The 14,564-nt window shown below is 59.5% G+C and carries 12 protein-coding genes and 4 tRNA genes; 4 read left to right on the top strand and 12 right to left on the bottom strand.

Annotation, left to right across the window (positions count from 1 at the left end):
- Window positions 1–49: 49 nt before the first annotated feature.
- From mazG to AC0J6G_RS04610, 6 genes are all read right to left on the bottom strand, one after another.
- Entirely contained in the window at window positions 50–880 is an 831-nt protein-coding gene (gene mazG, locus AC0J6G_RS04635; RefSeq protein ID WP_475251730.1) for a nucleoside triphosphate pyrophosphohydrolase, read from the bottom strand.
- 96 nt (window positions 881–976) lie between these two features.
- Window positions 977–4,045, bottom strand: a complete 3,069-nt coding sequence (locus tag AC0J6G_RS04630) for an efflux RND transporter permease subunit (RefSeq protein WP_475251728.1) — start codon at window positions 4,043–4,045, stop codon at window positions 977–979.
- The gene (locus AC0J6G_RS04625) at window positions 4,042–5,073 is read right to left on the bottom strand and encodes an efflux RND transporter periplasmic adaptor subunit (protein WP_475251726.1); all 1,032 of its coding nucleotides are present in this window, start codon (window positions 5,071–5,073) and stop codon (window positions 4,042–4,044) included. Before AC0J6G_RS04625 ends, AC0J6G_RS04630 begins: the two co-directional genes overlap by 4 nt.
- Before the next feature lie 90 nt (window positions 5,074–5,163).
- Complete coding sequence (locus AC0J6G_RS04620) at window positions 5,164–5,943, bottom strand: ABC transporter permease (RefSeq protein WP_090251084.1); 780 nt, start codon at window positions 5,941–5,943, stop codon at window positions 5,164–5,166.
- 11 nt (window positions 5,944–5,954) lie between these two features.
- Complete coding sequence (locus AC0J6G_RS04615; RefSeq protein ID WP_275961486.1) at window positions 5,955–6,887, bottom strand: ABC transporter ATP-binding protein; 933 nt, start codon at window positions 6,885–6,887, stop codon at window positions 5,955–5,957.
- A gap of 208 nt (window positions 6,888–7,095) precedes the next feature.
- A complete protein-coding gene (locus AC0J6G_RS04610; protein WP_475251723.1) occupies window positions 7,096–7,755 on the bottom strand; it encodes a transglutaminase-like domain-containing protein in 660 nt (219 codons plus the stop codon).
- Between the two features lie 151 nt (window positions 7,756–7,906).
- Here AC0J6G_RS04610 and AC0J6G_RS04605 point away from each other — a divergent pair, with 151 nt between their 5' ends.
- Window positions 7,907–10,354 carry an acyl-CoA dehydrogenase gene (locus AC0J6G_RS04605; protein ID WP_475251721.1) on the top strand — a complete coding sequence of 816 codons (2,448 nt, stop codon included), beginning with the start codon at window positions 7,907–7,909 and terminating at the stop codon, window positions 10,352–10,354.
- A gap of 66 nt (window positions 10,355–10,420) precedes the next feature.
- The gene (locus tag AC0J6G_RS04600; protein WP_475251719.1) at window positions 10,421–10,831 is read left to right on the top strand and encodes a PA2817 family protein; all 411 of its coding nucleotides are present in this window, start codon (window positions 10,421–10,423) and stop codon (window positions 10,829–10,831) included.
- Between the two features lie 113 nt (window positions 10,832–10,944).
- On the opposite strand, the gene AC0J6G_RS04595 is transcribed toward AC0J6G_RS04600, so the two are convergent.
- The 4 genes from AC0J6G_RS04595 to AC0J6G_RS04580 all read right to left on the bottom strand — a co-directional run bounded on the left by AC0J6G_RS04595 (window position 10,945) and on the right by AC0J6G_RS04580 (window position 11,353).
- Window positions 10,945–11,020: transfer RNA gene (locus AC0J6G_RS04595), tRNA-Gly, on the bottom strand.
- A 21-nt stretch (window positions 11,021–11,041) separates the two neighbouring features.
- Window positions 11,042–11,117, bottom strand: a tRNA-Glu gene (locus tag AC0J6G_RS04590).
- Window positions 11,118–11,160: 43 nt separating this feature from the next.
- Window positions 11,161–11,236 (bottom strand) — tRNA-Gly (locus AC0J6G_RS04585).
- A gap of 41 nt (window positions 11,237–11,277) precedes the next feature.
- Window positions 11,278–11,353: transfer RNA gene (locus tag AC0J6G_RS04580), tRNA-Glu, on the bottom strand.
- Window positions 11,354–11,578: 225 nt separating this feature from the next.
- Here AC0J6G_RS04580 and AC0J6G_RS04575 point away from each other — a divergent pair.
- A complete protein-coding gene (locus AC0J6G_RS04575; protein WP_475251717.1) occupies window positions 11,579–12,346 on the top strand; it encodes a hypothetical protein in 768 nt (255 codons plus the stop codon).
- 51 nt (window positions 12,347–12,397) lie between these two features.
- The gene (locus AC0J6G_RS04570; protein WP_475251715.1) at window positions 12,398–13,060 is read left to right on the top strand and encodes a glutathione S-transferase family protein; all 663 of its coding nucleotides are present in this window, start codon (window positions 12,398–12,400) and stop codon (window positions 13,058–13,060) included.
- Window positions 13,061–13,118: 58 nt separating this feature from the next.
- Here AC0J6G_RS04570 and AC0J6G_RS04565 read toward each other — a convergent pair whose 3' ends face one another.
- The gene (locus tag AC0J6G_RS04565; RefSeq protein ID WP_475251713.1) at window positions 13,119–13,601 is read right to left on the bottom strand and encodes a GAF domain-containing protein; all 483 of its coding nucleotides are present in this window, start codon (window positions 13,599–13,601) and stop codon (window positions 13,119–13,121) included.
- A complete protein-coding gene (locus AC0J6G_RS04560) occupies window positions 13,594–14,487 on the bottom strand; it encodes an ATP-binding protein (RefSeq protein ID WP_475251711.1) in 894 nt (297 codons plus the stop codon). Before AC0J6G_RS04560 ends, AC0J6G_RS04565 begins: the two co-directional genes overlap by 8 nt.
- Between the last annotated feature and the right edge of the window lie 77 nt (window positions 14,488–14,564).

Here is a 14,564-nt window from a genome sequence, read left to right as displayed (position 1 = left end):
AGAGTCCCTGGCAGTGGTGGATAAAAGAGCGTCATCACCCCCTACGGGCTCAGCAACTCGGGGGTTGTTTTTCCAGCTTTTTGGCTTCACCCCAGAGCGCATCCAATTCGTCCAGGGCGCAATCTTCCATGTTGCGCCCCGCGTCGCGCAATGCCTGCTCGATAAAACGAAAGCGCCGCTCGAACTTAGCGTTGGCCGCACGCAAGGCGCTTTCCGGCTCTACCTTGAGGTGCCGCGCCAGGTTGCTGACCACAAACAGCAGATCGCCAATTTCTTCGGCGATGGCGTCAGCATCGTTCTCGCTCATGGCTTCGAGCACTTCATCCAGCTCTTCGCGTACCTTGTCCACCACCGGCAACGCCTCGGGCCAGTCGAAGCCGACTTGGGCGGCGCGCTTTTGTAACTTGATCGCCCGACTTAGGGACGGCAGCGCCGTGGGTACGTCGTCAAGCAACGACAGTTGCTCGGGAGCAGCAGCCTTTGCGGCGCGCTCTTGGGCTTTGATCGCTTCCCAACGCTGCTTGACCGTCGCCTCTTCAAGCGTGATCACACCCGGCGCGCCATACAGATCGCCGTCGGGGAATACATGGGGATGGCGGCTTAGCAACTTGCGGGTGATGCCATCGACCACCTGCGCAAACTCGAAGCGGCCTTCTTCACGAGCCAACTGGCTGTAATACACCACCTGAAACAGCAGATCACCTAGCTCACCAGGCAAATGCTCAAAGTCGCTGCGCTCGATGGCATCGGCCACCTCGTAAGCTTCTTCGATCGTATGCGCCACGATGGTCGCGTAGCTCTGCTTGAGGTCCCATGGACAGCCATGCTGCGGGTCACGCAGCCGGGCCATCAGATGCAGCAAGTCGTCGAGTTGGTACATGGCGAATTCCGGTTAAGACGCATCCGCAGGGTTGGTCAGCGGCGCAAAGCGCGAATAATACCGCGTTGATTAAACCACTGCCCCGCGTAAGCCTTTCTATACCACTGCCATGTCTTCGTCTTGCGTTTTAACTGGCCGCCAGCGGCGCAGCAGCATGTACAGCGTCGGGATTACAAACAGGGTGAAGAAGGTGCCGACCACCAGGCCGCCGACAATCACCATACCGATCTGCTGACGGCTTTCCGCACCCGCCCCAGTGGCAATCGCTAACGGCAGCGAACCCAACACCATCGCCCCGGTCGTCATCAGAATCGGCCGCAGACGCTGCACCGACGCCTCAATCACCGCCCCTCGCAACTCATGCCCTTGTCGCAGCAACACGTTGGCGAACTCGACGATCAGGATGCCGTGCTTGGTAATCAAGCCAATTAACGTCACCAAGCCGATCTGCGAGTAGATGTTCAAAGTGCCGCCGAACATCGTCAGGGCCAGCAAGGCGCCAGCCATCGACAGCGGCACGCTGAACAGGATGATCAGCGGGTCAGTAAAGCTTTCAAACTGCGCCGCCAACACCAGGAAGATAAACGCCAAAGCCAGCGCGAAGATCAGTGCAATGCCTGCACTGGACTCCTTGAAGTCCCGCGACGTGCCGGTGTAGTCGTACTGCGTCTCTGCCGGGAATACCGTGCGCGCTGTGCTTTCCAAGTGTGCCAGAGCTTCACCCAGGGTGTAGCCGGAGCCCACGTTGGCACTCACCGTCACGGCACGCAGTTGGTTGAAGTGGTTGAGCTCGCGCGGCGCCACGGTTTCGCGCACTTCAATCAGATTGGATAGCTGCACCATGCTGTCATCGCGGCCGCGCACATAGACGCGGTCGAGATCTTGCGGGTTGCTGCGGTCCATGTCCTGCAACTGCACCAGCACGTCGTACTGCTCACCGTTCTGCTTGAAGCGCGTAACCTGGCGGCTGCCGAACAGGCTTTCCAGGCTGCGGCCGATGGTGGCCACATCAGTGCCCACGGCTACGGCCTGTTCACGGTTAACCGCGACCTTGAGCTGCGGCGCGTTGAGCTTCAGATCGCTGTCCAGGCTTTCCAACCCCGGGTAATCGCGCAGTTGATTGAGCAACTGATCGACATAACCCTGCAACTCGCTGTACTCCATGGATGAGCGAATCACGAAGTTCACCGGCTGGTTTCGCGCGCTCTGCCCGAGCGGTGGACGGTTGACCGGGAAGGCGCGCACCCCGGCAATATCCTGCAGTTTGGGCAGCAGCTCATTACGAATCTCGAACTGGCTGCGCGAGCGGTCCGCCCAGTCTTCCAGCTTCATAAAGGAAATGCCCTGAGCCACCGTGGGGAAGCCAGCGATGACCATGTAGCGATTGGTTTCCGGGATGCTGTCGTAGGCCGCTTCGATCTCGCGGGCATAACGCCCGGTGTAGTTGATAGTGGCGCCGTCAGGGCCGTTGAACACACCGACAATGGTGCCGGTGTCTTCGGTCGGCGCCAGCTCGGATTTAAGCCCTGAGAACAGCAGCACGCAGGCCACAATAGTCAGTAACAACACGCCCACCACCAACACCCAGGCACTCAGTGCTTTGGCCAATAGATGCTTGTAGCTGTAAGTCAGGCCATTGAGGAAATTCTCGATCAGATTGTACACCCGGTTGTGCCGCTCACCGGTCTGATGCGGCTTAAGCAACAACGCGCACATCATCGGCGTCAGGGTCAGGGCGACAAAACCCGACACCAGCACCGCGCCGGCCAGGGTCCAGGCGAATTCTGTAAACAGTTTGCCGGTGGTGCCCTGCATAAAGCCGATGGGGGCGAATACTGCGGCCAGGGTCAGGGTCATGGCGATGACAGCAAAGGCAATCTCGCGACTGCCCTTGAGCGCCGCCTGCAGCGGCTGCATGCCCTCCTCGATATGCCGGTGGATGTTCTCCAGCATCACGATGGCATCGTCCACCACCAGGCCGATGGCCAGCACCATCGCCAGCAGGGTCAGGGTGTTGATGGTGAATCCCATCAACGACATCAAGGCAAATGCACCGATCAGCGACACCGGGATGGTCACCAGCGGAATGATGGTGGCACGCAGCGAACGCAGGAAGATAAAGATGATCAGGATGACCAGCCCCACCGCTTCCCAGATGGTGATAAACACGTTATCGATCGACTCGCGAATAAACTGCGAGTTGTCGTTGGCCACGGCCATTTCCATGCCTTCCGGCAGCAGCGCACGTACATCGGGCATGGCCTCAGCCAGGCCGTCGGAGATATCCAACGGGTTGGCGGTAGCCTGCTTGATCATGCCCATCGACACCGCCGGCTTGCCCTTGTAGCGGACGATGCTGCGCTCATCCGCAGCACCGATTTCGGCGTAACCGACATCCGCCAGGCGTAGCAGGTAACCGCGCGAATCATCGAGGATCAGCTGATTAAACTGCTCCGGGGTGTTCATGTCGGTTTCCGAGAGCACGGTGAATTCGCGCTGCTGCGATTCGATACGCCCGGCGGGAATCTCGACATTCTGCCGGCGCAGTGCGTCTTCCACGTCCTGCACGGTGAGGTTGTGCGCGGCGAGCTTCTCCGGGTCCAGCCAGATGCGCATGGCGAAGGTACGCGCGCCGCGAATCTGCACTTCGGAGACACCGGGGATGGTCTGTAGACGATCCTTGATCACCCGCTCCAGTACGTCGGTAATCTCCATGGCGCTGTAGCGTTCGCTGTAGAAGGCGATCCAGATCACCGGCTGGGCGTCGGCCTCGACCTTTTGCACAATGGGCTCAGCAATTTCATCCGGCAGCAGGCCACGCACCCGGCCCAGCCGGTCGCGTACATCGTTGGCAGCTTCATCGGAGTTGCTGCCCAGGCGGAACTGCGCGGTGATCTGGGTGTTTTCCGAACGGCTGATGGAGCTGACGAAGTCCAGCCCGTCGATACCCGACAGCACGTCCTCGATCGGCTGGGCGACCTGAGACTCCATGATCTCCGGGCTGGCGCCCGGGTAGGTAACGTTGACCGTGACAATCGGCACGTCGATATTCGGGTACTCGCGCACGGCCAGGCGGTCATAGGCCATTAAGCCAAGCAGCACCACAATCAGCGACAGTACGGTGGCGAAAACCGGCCGCCGGATGCAGATATCCGACAGAGTCATGACGCGTGCTCCGCCACCTTGGTGCGTACCGGCGCGCCGGCCCGAACCTTCTGCCAGCCGGCGCTGATCAGGGTTTCATCACCCTGCAGGCCTTCCAGCACCTCGACCTTGCCAGCCAGACGCTTACCCAGTTTGACCTCACGCAGCTCGACCTTGCCCTCCACAACCAGATTGACCAGCAGCTTGTCGCCCACCGGCATGATGGCTTCTTCTGGAATCACCAGAGCATTCGGCCGCTCGGCGAGGATCACCGAAACCCGCACGAACTGCCCTGGGCTCAAGCGACCATCGCTGTTGCTGATGTGCGCGCGAATCGCCTGACTGCGTCCGGCTTCGTCCAGGCGTGGATTGATGGCGAATATCTCACCGTTAAACCGCTCACCCGGGTAAGCATCCAGGCTGACTTCAATGAGCTGCTTGAGGCGAATCTGGCTGACGGCTTTTTGCGGAATGCGGAAATCCACCTTGAGCGGATCGAGCACTTCCAAGTTAACGATGTCCTGACCTTCGCTGAGGTAATCGCCGGGGCTGACGGCGCGCAAACCCAGCACGCCGTCGTAGGGGGCGAGGATGCGGGTCTTGTCCAAACGCGCCTGAGACAGCGCTAGGCTGGCGCGCGAAGCCTGTTGTTGCGCACTGGCTTCATCCAGCGCTTGGGCGTTACTGGCGCCGCGCTTGAATAGCATCTGCGCGCGCTGAAAGTTCTTTTCCGCGAGGTTCAGGTTGGCCTGCGCTTGGGCAAATTCGGCGCGGGCAATCGAATCATCCAGGCTGATCAGCAACGCACCGGCCTCGACGCGTTGGCCTTCACGAAAATGCAACTGCGCCACTCGCCCGGCGATTTCCGGTCGGATCATCACCGACTCGTCAGGGCTCAGCGAGCCAAAGGTCACCAGCTCATCGCGCACCAGGCTTTGTTCGACCTTGACCACCTCGACCAGCGGCCCTTCATTGGCTTGTGCGTGCACATTGGCAAGCGAACACAGCCAGAAAACTGTACCGAGAAGAGCAGGTGCGCGGGCAAACATATACAACCCCTAATTCTTTGTAGAGGCTGAGTCTAACGGCCGAGCCGTGCAGATCAGCCGTTAAAAATGTTTCCCGATGTTGGTTGCCGGTTACTGGCGCATGCCCCGACCGCTAACCAGCAAGCGGATGCACACGCCATACAGCACGGCAGTTGCGACCAGCATAAAACCGATGGCCACGCCGATGCGGATATCGGACACCCCGAGAATGCCGTAGCGGAAGGCGTTGACCATATGCAGCACCGGGTTGGCCAAGGACACGGTTTGCCAGAACTGCGGCAGCAAGGTGATTGAATAAAACACCCCGCCCAGGTAGGTCAAAGGCGTCAGCACAAAGGTTGGAATGATCGAAATATCATCAAAGTTACGCGCGAACACCGCGTTGATAAAACCGCCCAGGGAGAAGATGGTCGCGGTCAGCAGCACCACCAGCACCGTCACGCCGAGGTGATGCACCTGCAGCTTGGTGAAGAACAGCGACAGCAGAGTGACGATAAAACCCACCGCCAGGCCGCGCAGTACGCCGCCGACCACATAGCCGGTAAGGATGATATGCGGCGACACCGGCGAGACCATCAGTTCCTCGATGGAGCGCTGGAACTTGCTGCCGAAGAAACTCGACACCACGTTGCCGTAGGAGTTGGTGATCACCGACATCATGATCAACCCCGGCACGATGTACTCCATATAGGTGAAGCCACCCATGTCGCCAATCTGGCTACCGATCAGGTTGCCGAAGATCACGAAGTACAGAACCATGGTGATCGCCGGCGGCAGCAGGGTCTGCGGCCAGATGCGGGTAAAGCGGCGGATTTCGCGGTAAACGATGGTGCGCAGCGCCACCATGTTGGCGGTGAATTCAGAGTTCAGATAAGCCGTGCTCATACCGCCACCTTCGCCAGATTCTTCTCGACCAGGGAGACGAACAGCTCCTCCAGGCGGTTGGTTTTATTGCGCAAGCTGAGCACCTCAACATTCTGCAGAGCCAGCTGACGGAACAGCTCGGTAATGCCCTGAGCCTTGTCCACCTGCACTTCCAGGGTATGCCCGTCGAGTAACTGCGCCGGGTAGCCAATCAACTGCGGCGCAACCAGCAGCGACTCCTTGAGGTCGAGCAGGAAGGTCTCCACATGCAGCTTCTTCAGCAGGTCCTTCATGCTGGTGTTCTCGACAATACGCCCGTGGTCGATGATGCCGATATTGCGGCACAGCTGTTCGGCCTCTTCCAGGTAGTGGGTGGTCAGGATAATGGTGATGCCCTGCTCGTTCAGCTCGGTGAGAAAGCTCCACATCGAGCGGCGCAATTCAATATCAACCCCAGCTGTCGGCTCATCGAGAATCAACAGACGCGGCTGATGCACCAGGGCGCGGGCGATCATCAAGCGGCGTTTCATACCGCCGGAAAGCTCGCGCGACGGCACATTGTGCTTGCCCCACAAGCCGAGCTGGTTGAGGTACTGCTCGGCGCGCTCCTTGGCGATTTTCGCCGGGATACCGTAGTAACCGGCCTGGGTCACGACGATGTCGAAGGCCTTCTCGAACTGGTTGAAGTTGAATTCCTGCGGCACCACGCCCAAGCAGCGCTTGAGCGCCGAGGGCTGTTTGTCCAGGTCGTGACCGAACACATTTACCGTGCCGCTGCTTTTAGTCACCAGGGTGGAAAGAATGCCGATGGTGGTGGATTTGCCGGCACCGTTGGGGCCAAGCAAGGCGAAGAAATCGCCTTCAGCCACGTCCAGGTCGATGCCGTGCAGCGCCTGGAAGCCGTTGCCATAGGTCTTGGTCAACTGGCGAATGGACAGAGCAGTACTCATAAAAATGCGCACACCTGATCAGAGAAAAGAAATTCGAGAGGGGCTGCGCCACGCAGCGCGAAGTGGCCCAAGTCTAGCGCCTGGAACCTCTCCACCACAGCATCTTTGCGCAAAACTGCCGCCCCCACGGCTGGGCAGCAGCCTACCAGCGCCAGGCGCAGATTAAACCCGGCCGTTTCCGATGGTGCTTATCAACCCTGTCGATAAATCATCCAGGCACGGCCTCAGCGGCGAAGTCGCCACTGATCGACAACGCGTCATCGGCAAACAGATGTGGGTAACACGTAGCCAGATGACCGAAGAACAGCGGCTCCGGCACATCGGCAAACTGGCCGTGGTCGTGCAGGTATTCCATATAACGCTCGCCCTGCTGGTTGAACGGGTGAAATACGCTGTCGCTCAGGCCATCGAATTCCAGCGGCGCCACCTTGAATACCCGACACAGCGCCAGGTTGAACGCCGGCGTGGCCTTGACCCAGCGGCCCTCAAGGTACAACTCGGTGTAGCCGTGCATGGCGAACACTTCACTGCGCAGCATTTCCAGCAGCCGTGGAGTGGCCAGGTGGTTGCGTACATCGGCCAGGCCGATGCGCGCCGGAATGCCGCAATGACGGGCGCAGGCAGCCAGCAAAGTGGCTTTGGGCACGCAGTAACTTTCGCCCGCCTGCAGTGCGTGACTGGCGTTCAGGGTGTCGGGGTCGCGGCTGAACACATAGGGGTTGTAGCGAATTTCATCGCGCACCGCGTAGTACAGATTGATCGCCTGTTGACGCGGGTCGCGGCTGGCCCCGCGAAACTTTTCTGCGAACTCCACCAGCGCAGGGTGGTCACTATCGATGAAGCGGCCGGGCTCGAGGTATTCACGCATCAGGGTTTCTCCATGACAGAGACCCAGTCTAACGACGCGGCTCCGGCCAATGTCACGACGATTCGGCCAAGCTCACCGCTCTTGTCGCCATCAATGACGACTACGCTCGTGATGGTGCGTAACAACGCATTGTCATCATGGAGGATTCTGCATGCTCGCTCTCTGGTTACTCGCCCTGCTGCTTAGCACGGCCTTTCTCGCTCACCGCCGCACCGCGCCTCTGCCCGCACTGGGCATCGTGGCCGGCTTGCTGATTCTGATGGGCGTGTTCAGCCATGCACCGGTCTGGCTGATGGGCCTGTTCTGGTTGCTCCTGCTGGCCGTGGCTTTACCACTGCTGTTGCCACAACAACGCCGCAGCCTGTTCACAGCACCGCTGTTTGCCTGGTTCAAGCGCGTACTGCCGCCGATGTCGGCCACCGAACGCGACGCCATCGAAGCCGGCACGGTGTGGTGGGATGGCGAACTGTTCAGCGGCCGCCCGGATTGGGACACCCTGCTTGCCTACCCCAAGGCGCAACTCACCGAAGAAGAACAGGCGTTTATCGACGGTCCGACCGAATCCCTCTGCGCCATGGTCAGCGACTGGCAGATTGGCCAGCAGATGGACCTGCCCGCCGAGGCCTGGGCACATATCAAACAACACGGCTTCTTCGCCCTGATCATCCCCAAGCAATATGGCGGCAAGGGCTTTTCTGCCTATGCCCACTCTCAGGTCGCGATGAAACTGGCCACCCGCTCCGGCGATCTGGCTTCCACCGTGATGGTGCCCAACTCCCTCGGCCCTGCCGAACTGCTGCTGCACTACGGCACCGAAGCGCAGCGTGACCATTACCTGCCACGCCTGGCGCGCGGTGAAGACATCCCCTGCTTCGCCCTTACCGGCCCTCTGGCAGGCTCAGACGCCGGCGCCATGCCGGATACCGGGATCATCTGCAAAGGCCAGTGGCACGGCGAGGAAGTCATCGGTCTGCGCCTGAACTGGGAAAAGCGCTATATCACCCTCGGCCCCGTCGCCACCCTGCTTGGCCTAGCCTTCAAGGCTTACGATCCCGAGCATCTGCTGGGTGAAGAGGAAGACCTCGGCATCAGCCTGGCCCTGGTACCCACAGAAATAACCGGCGTCGAAATCGGCCGCCGCCACCTGCCGCTCGGCGCCGCCTTTATGAACGGCCCGAACTCCGGCAAGGATGTGTTTATCCCGCTGGAATATCTGATCGGCGGCAAGGAGATGCTCGGCAAGGGCTGGATGATGTTGATGAACTGCCTGTCCGTGGGCCGCTCCATCTCCCTGCCGGCCGTCGGCACCGGCGCCGCCAAGTTCACCAGCCTGACCACCGGCCAGTACAGCCAGGTCCGCGAGCAGTTCAACGTGCCGCTCTCGGCCTTTGAAGGGATTCAGGAAGCCCTGGCCCGCATCGGCGGCAACGCCTGGCTGATGGACAGCGCACGCATCCTCACTGCCAATGCGGTGGACCTGGGCGAAAAACCCTCGGTGCTCTCGGCCATCCTCAAATACCACCTGACCGAACGCGGCCGCGAATGCATCAGCCACGCCATGGACGTGCACGGCGGCAAGGGCATCGTCATGGGCCCGAACAACTACCTGGCCCGCTCGTGGCAAGGTGCGCCGATTTTTATCACCGTGGAGGGGGCCAATATCCTCTCGCGCAACCTGATGATCTTTGGTCAGGGCGCGATTCGCTGCCACCCCTACGTGCTCATGGAAATGGCCCTAGCCAGTCGCGAAGACCAGGATCAGGCGCTACAGGAATTTGACGAACTGCTGCTGCAACATATCGGCTTTGCCGTGAGCAACGCCGCCAGCAGCCTGCTGCTCAGCCTCGGCTTTGGCGTCTTCAGCCAGGTGCCGGGCGACCGTATCAGCCGCCCTTATTTCCGCGCGCTCAACCGGCTGGCAGCGTCCTTCGCCCTGCTCGCCGACACCAGCATGATGCTGCTCGGCGGCGAACTGAAACGCCGCGAACGCCTGTCGGCGCGCCTGGGTGATGTACTCAGCCACCTGTACCTGGCCTCGGCGGCACTCAAGCGCTACCACGACCTCGGTTACCCGGACCATTCGCAGCCCATGTTGCGCTGGGCCGTGGAAGAAAGCCTGGGCAAGGCCGAACAAGCCTTGGAAGAGCTGCTCAGCAACTTCCCCAGCAAACTGCTCGGCTGCGCTCTGCGCCTGCTGGTATTGCCGCTGGGCCGCCGTCACAAAGGCCCAAGCGATGAACTGGACGCCGAAGTGGCCGGCATTATCGGCCGCAACAGTGGCGATCCGGCGCTGGAGGAACTGCTCGAAGGCTGCTACCGCCCACAAGGCGAACAGGACCCCGTAGGGGCGCTGCAATATGCGATGAACCTGCTTCAGGGCGTACAGGGCCTGCAGAAGAAACTACACAAGGCCGTCAAAGCCGGCCAGGTACAGGAACTGCCAGGGCAAAGCCTGATCGATGCCGCGCTGGCTGCTGGGGTTCTCAACCCGGAAGAGGCGCACAGCCTGCATCAGGCCGAAGCGGCGCGGCGGGTGGTGATTGATGTCGACGACTTCGCCAAGGAGGAACTGACCTTAGGCTCCGGCAGGGTCCGTTAAACCGACAGGACAGCGGGCGACGCGAGCCTTATACTTGCGCGCCCGTTTTACCTACAGGATTGCCCCATGGCCAACACTCATATCGATCATCACCTCGCCCTGCTGCAGCACCTGCGCACCATTCTGGTCGCCTTGGGCGAAGCAGAGCAGATTCTCGATGACAGCCACGCCATGTACCTGGAGCGCTACGACGAACTACTTAGCGACCTGCCGAGCGATCCGGAAGCAAGCCTCTACCTGGGCCAGGACCTGATCAGTCAGATCTTCCAGCGCTACCCGCAGATCGCCCACCTGGTACCGCGCGACCTGCTGTGGTTCTTCGGCGGTGACTGCCTGCACTTCATGCCCGACGAAGAAATCGGGATGTACCAAGCCCTCGAAGAACGCCGCTTCTACGCCGAAGAAAACGACGAACCCTTCGACTGGAATCAGGAAAAGCAACTGCTGGCCATGCCCGCTCAGGGCGGTACACACTAGGCCACAGCCCAAAATAAGAAAGCCCGCACGGCATAACCGGCGGGCTTTTTTACATGCATCAAAAAACAGCAGAAACAAAAACGCCGCTCAATGAGCGGCGTTTTCGTTTTATTTGGAGCGGGAAACGAGACTCGAACTCGCGACCCCGACCTTGGCAAGGTCGTGCTCTACCAACTGAGCTATTCCCGCAATACAGCTTGGTACTAAAAATGGCGTCCCCTAGGGGACTCGAACCCCTGTTACCGCCGTGAAAGGGCGGTGTCCTAGGCCACTAGACGAAGGGGACCTTGGAACTTGTCGGCTACCTGCCTGGGCAGATGACCTGAATCTGGAGCGGGAAACGAGACTCGAACTCGCGACCCCGACCTTGGCAAGGTCGTGCTCTACCAACTGAGCTATTCCCGCTTTATAACAATCTAGATCGAACAACTCACTTCAATAAGAAGTGGCGTCCCCTAGGGGACTCGAACCCCTGTTACCGCCGTGAAAGGGCGGTGTCCTAGGCCACTAGACGAAGGGGACGCAGCCCGGAAATTATAACTTCTATCCGGCTTCAAAGTGCTTTGCTGTTAAGCATTGCGCTATGAAGTGGCGCGCATTCTATGGAGCCTTTAAAGCCCCGTCAACCTCCATGTAAAAAATTTTATAAATCAATGACTTCAGCACCGAATATGAGGCTGCCCTATCAGCCTCCTGGCTAAGGCACTACACTCGGACGAAAAACCGGTAACCGAGAGGCTCCACCCCATGTCCCCACTCGTGATCACCATATTGATTGCTTCTGGCATAGCCCTATTGATTGCCATTGCCTACATCAATCATATGGTCGAGAACAAAAACCTGGAGAAGGCGCGCCTCAAAGCCGAGCTCAGCGATCGTTTGCGCCGCTGCCAGGATCTTGCCGAAACACTCCCTGGCCAACTGATCACGCCAGCACTGAAACTGCTACTGAGCCGCCTGCAACTGCATTTCAATGAACGCATGCTGCCTTTGGATAAAAGTAGCAACGCTGTCAAAGCGCGTATTGAAGAGCTGCGCAAGCTGATCGCCCTGGGTGAATCAATTCCGGTAAACAACCCACCACAGCCCATCATCAGTGAAGACAAGGCCAAGGAAGTGCGCTTCCAGCTGGAAAACCTGCATAGCCAACTGACCCGCGCCGCCAAAGACGGGATTATCCCGACCAATGAGGCCAAACACTGGCTGAAGGAAGTGCGGCTTATGCTGACCCAAGTGCATATCGAGTTTTTCAGCACCCTCGGCCAGCAAGCCTTGCTCCAGAACCAGCCTGGTCAGGCCCGCTTGGCATTCGAGCGCGGCGTTCAGTACCTGCGCAAACAACCTGACCCAACTCTTTACCAGAACACCTTGAAGAAGTTTGAAGAACAACTCACGCGTGCCAATGCCATGGTGCTGGAAACCAGCCAGCCGGTAACCGAGCAAACCAGTGAGCTGGATGCCGGCATCGAATCGCTGGGCGAGAATGAGTGGAAAAAGAAGAATATCTACGACTAACCCCTGCGGCGCGCCGCATGCGCGCCAACGCCTAGCCAACGAGAGCCATACATGAGCCTGATTGTTTACGGTGCACCCCTGTCGCCCTTCGTCCGCAAAGTCCGCCTAGTACTCGCTGAAAAGGCGCTGGACTACCAGCTGGAAATCATTTTGCCGTTCGCCCAGCCAGCCTGGTTCAAAGAGCTGAACCCACTGCAACGTATTCCGGCCCTCAAAGACGGCGAGTTTACCCTCGCTGACTCCAGCGTGATCTGCCAATACCTCGACGAGCAGTATGCTGAAACCACTCCCCTGCTCGGCCAGTCTGCGCAACAGCGCGCACAGGTGCGCTGGCTGGAGAAATACGCTGATTATGAACTGGCGCCCCTGTGCACCTTCAGCGTGTTTCGCAACCGCGTACTAAAGCCCAGCATGGGGCAGAGTTGCGACGAGACTGCAGTGCAGGACACCCTGCACGAGCAGCTGCCGGCACATTTCGACTACCTAGAAACAACCCTTGGTGCAGGCGAATACCTGGTCGGCGACAGCCTGACCCTGGCCGATCTGGCGCTCACCTGCCAACTGGTCAATATGGAACATGGCGGTGAGTTGGTAGATGCGCAGCGTTGGCCTAACCTGAGCGCCCACTACGCACGAATCAAAGCACGCACGTCGCTGCAGAACGTCTTGCCGAGCGAACAAAAGATGCTCGCCAAGATGGCCGCCAAGGCCTGAAAGCGCCCACTGGACAGCAAAGAGCCCGGTTAATCCGGGCTCTTTGCTGTCTGCCAACCTAACAGTCGGTAAGCTCGATAAACACCTCAGCCAACCGCTCAATACCTGCCTGATCCGCTGCACTGAAACGCCCCAGCAGCGGGCTGTCGAGATCGAGCACGCCGAACAGTCGCCCGTCCTTGATCAAAGGCACGACCAGTTCGCTATTGGATGCGCTGTCGCAGGCGATATGCCCGGCAAACGCATGCACATCCTCAACCCGCTGGGTTTGCCCAGTGGCCGCGGCGGCGCCGCATACACCGCGCCCGAAGGGAATTCGTACGCACGCCACATTGCCCTGAAAAGGCCCCAGCACCAGCTCTTCACCACGTGTCAGGTAAAAGCCGGCCCAGTTCAAATCAGCTAACTGCTGGAACAAAAACGCAGAAAACTGCGCAGCATTGGCAATAAAGTCACGCTCATCGGCCAGCAGCGCCTGTAACTGCGCCACCAGTAACGGATAGTCTTCGGGCCCCTGCCCGCTTGGTTGTAGATCAATCATCAGCCTTACTCAGTAATTGCAGCCCTACCCAGTCACGGGCAAATTGATACGCACAGCGGCCATTGCGATTGCCGCGCCCCAAGGCCCAGCGAATGGCCGCCTTCTCTAACGCCTCATTCCACTGCCAGATCAAACCCGCCTGCTCAGCGTGCACCTCGACCCAATGGCGCACCACGTCAAGAAAGTGCTCTTGGGTAAAGGGATAGAACGACAGCCACAGGCCAAAGCGATCAGACAACGCGATCTTGTCCTCTACCGCCTCATTGGGATGCAATTCGCCATCCACTCGCTGCCAGCTTTCATTGTCACTTTGCTTTTCCGGCACCAGGTGACGGCGGTTGGACGTGGCATACAGCAGTACATTGTCTGGTGCCCGCTCTAGAGAGCCATCGAGCACGGTTTTCAGCATGCGGTAGTCGCCTTCACCCGCTTCAAACGACAGGTCATCGCAGAACAGCACAAAGCGCTGCGGCAAGCCCGCAACCTGCTCGACGATACGTGGCAGATCAGCCAAGTGATCACGCTCAACCTCGATCAAGCGCAGCCCTGCCGCCGCGTATTCAGCTAACAGCGCCCGGACCAACGATGATTTGCCCGTCCCACGTGCGCCCCAGAGCAACGCATGGTTGGCCGGCAGGCCCTGCATAAACTGTTGGGTATTGCGCGCCAACTGGTCGCGCTGACGATCCACGCCGATCAAACCGGCCAGACCGACGTCCAGACTGACCTTGAGCGGCGCAAGAAAACCACTACTCCCCTCTCGCTGCCAGCGGGCCGCAAGCGTTTGCTGCCACTCAATCAGCGGGCGTGGCGCCGGCAACAATGGCTCTAACCGCGCCAGCACGCCCTCGGCACGCAACAAAAAATCACTTAAACGCGCATCCACAACACACTCCTGAAGGCCGAGCAACTCAGCCACTGCCGCCAGAGAAAGCAGATGGGCTATGCTTGGCAGGCAATTCA

The organism is Pseudomonas sp. TS_SC_3 (genome assembly GCF_056156225.1).
This window is presented reverse-complemented; position numbering and strand designations above follow the sequence as displayed.

Excerpts from the sequence above, each read along its gene's own strand:
- AC0J6G_RS04615 (WP_275961486.1), bottom strand. The coding sequence starts at position 6,887 with ATGAGTACTGCTCTGTCCATTCGCCAGTTGACCAAGACCTATGGCAAC.
- AC0J6G_RS04565 (WP_475251713.1), bottom strand. The coding sequence starts at position 13,601 with ATGATTGATCTACAACCAAGCGGGCAGGGGCCCGAAGACTATCCGTTA.
- AC0J6G_RS04630 (WP_475251728.1), bottom strand. The coding sequence starts at position 4,045 with ATGACTCTGTCGGATATCTGCATCCGGCGGCCGGTTTTCGCCACCGTA.
- AC0J6G_RS04600 (WP_475251719.1), top strand. The coding sequence starts at position 10,421 with ATGGCCAACACTCATATCGATCATCACCTCGCCCTGCTGCAGCACCTG.
- AC0J6G_RS04605 (WP_475251721.1), top strand. The coding sequence starts at position 7,907 with ATGCTCGCTCTCTGGTTACTCGCCCTGCTGCTTAGCACGGCCTTTCTC.
- AC0J6G_RS04625 (WP_475251726.1), bottom strand. The coding sequence starts at position 5,073 with ATGTTTGCCCGCGCACCTGCTCTTCTCGGTACAGTTTTCTGGCTGTGT.
- AC0J6G_RS04570 (WP_475251715.1), top strand. The coding sequence starts at position 12,398 with ATGAGCCTGATTGTTTACGGTGCACCCCTGTCGCCCTTCGTCCGCAAA.
- AC0J6G_RS04610 (WP_475251723.1), bottom strand. The coding sequence starts at position 7,755 with ATGCGTGAATACCTCGAGCCCGGCCGCTTCATCGATAGTGACCACCCT.
- AC0J6G_RS04575 (WP_475251717.1), top strand. The coding sequence starts at position 11,579 with ATGTCCCCACTCGTGATCACCATATTGATTGCTTCTGGCATAGCCCTA.
- mazG (WP_475251730.1), bottom strand. The coding sequence starts at position 880 with ATGTACCAACTCGACGACTTGCTGCATCTGATGGCCCGGCTGCGTGAC.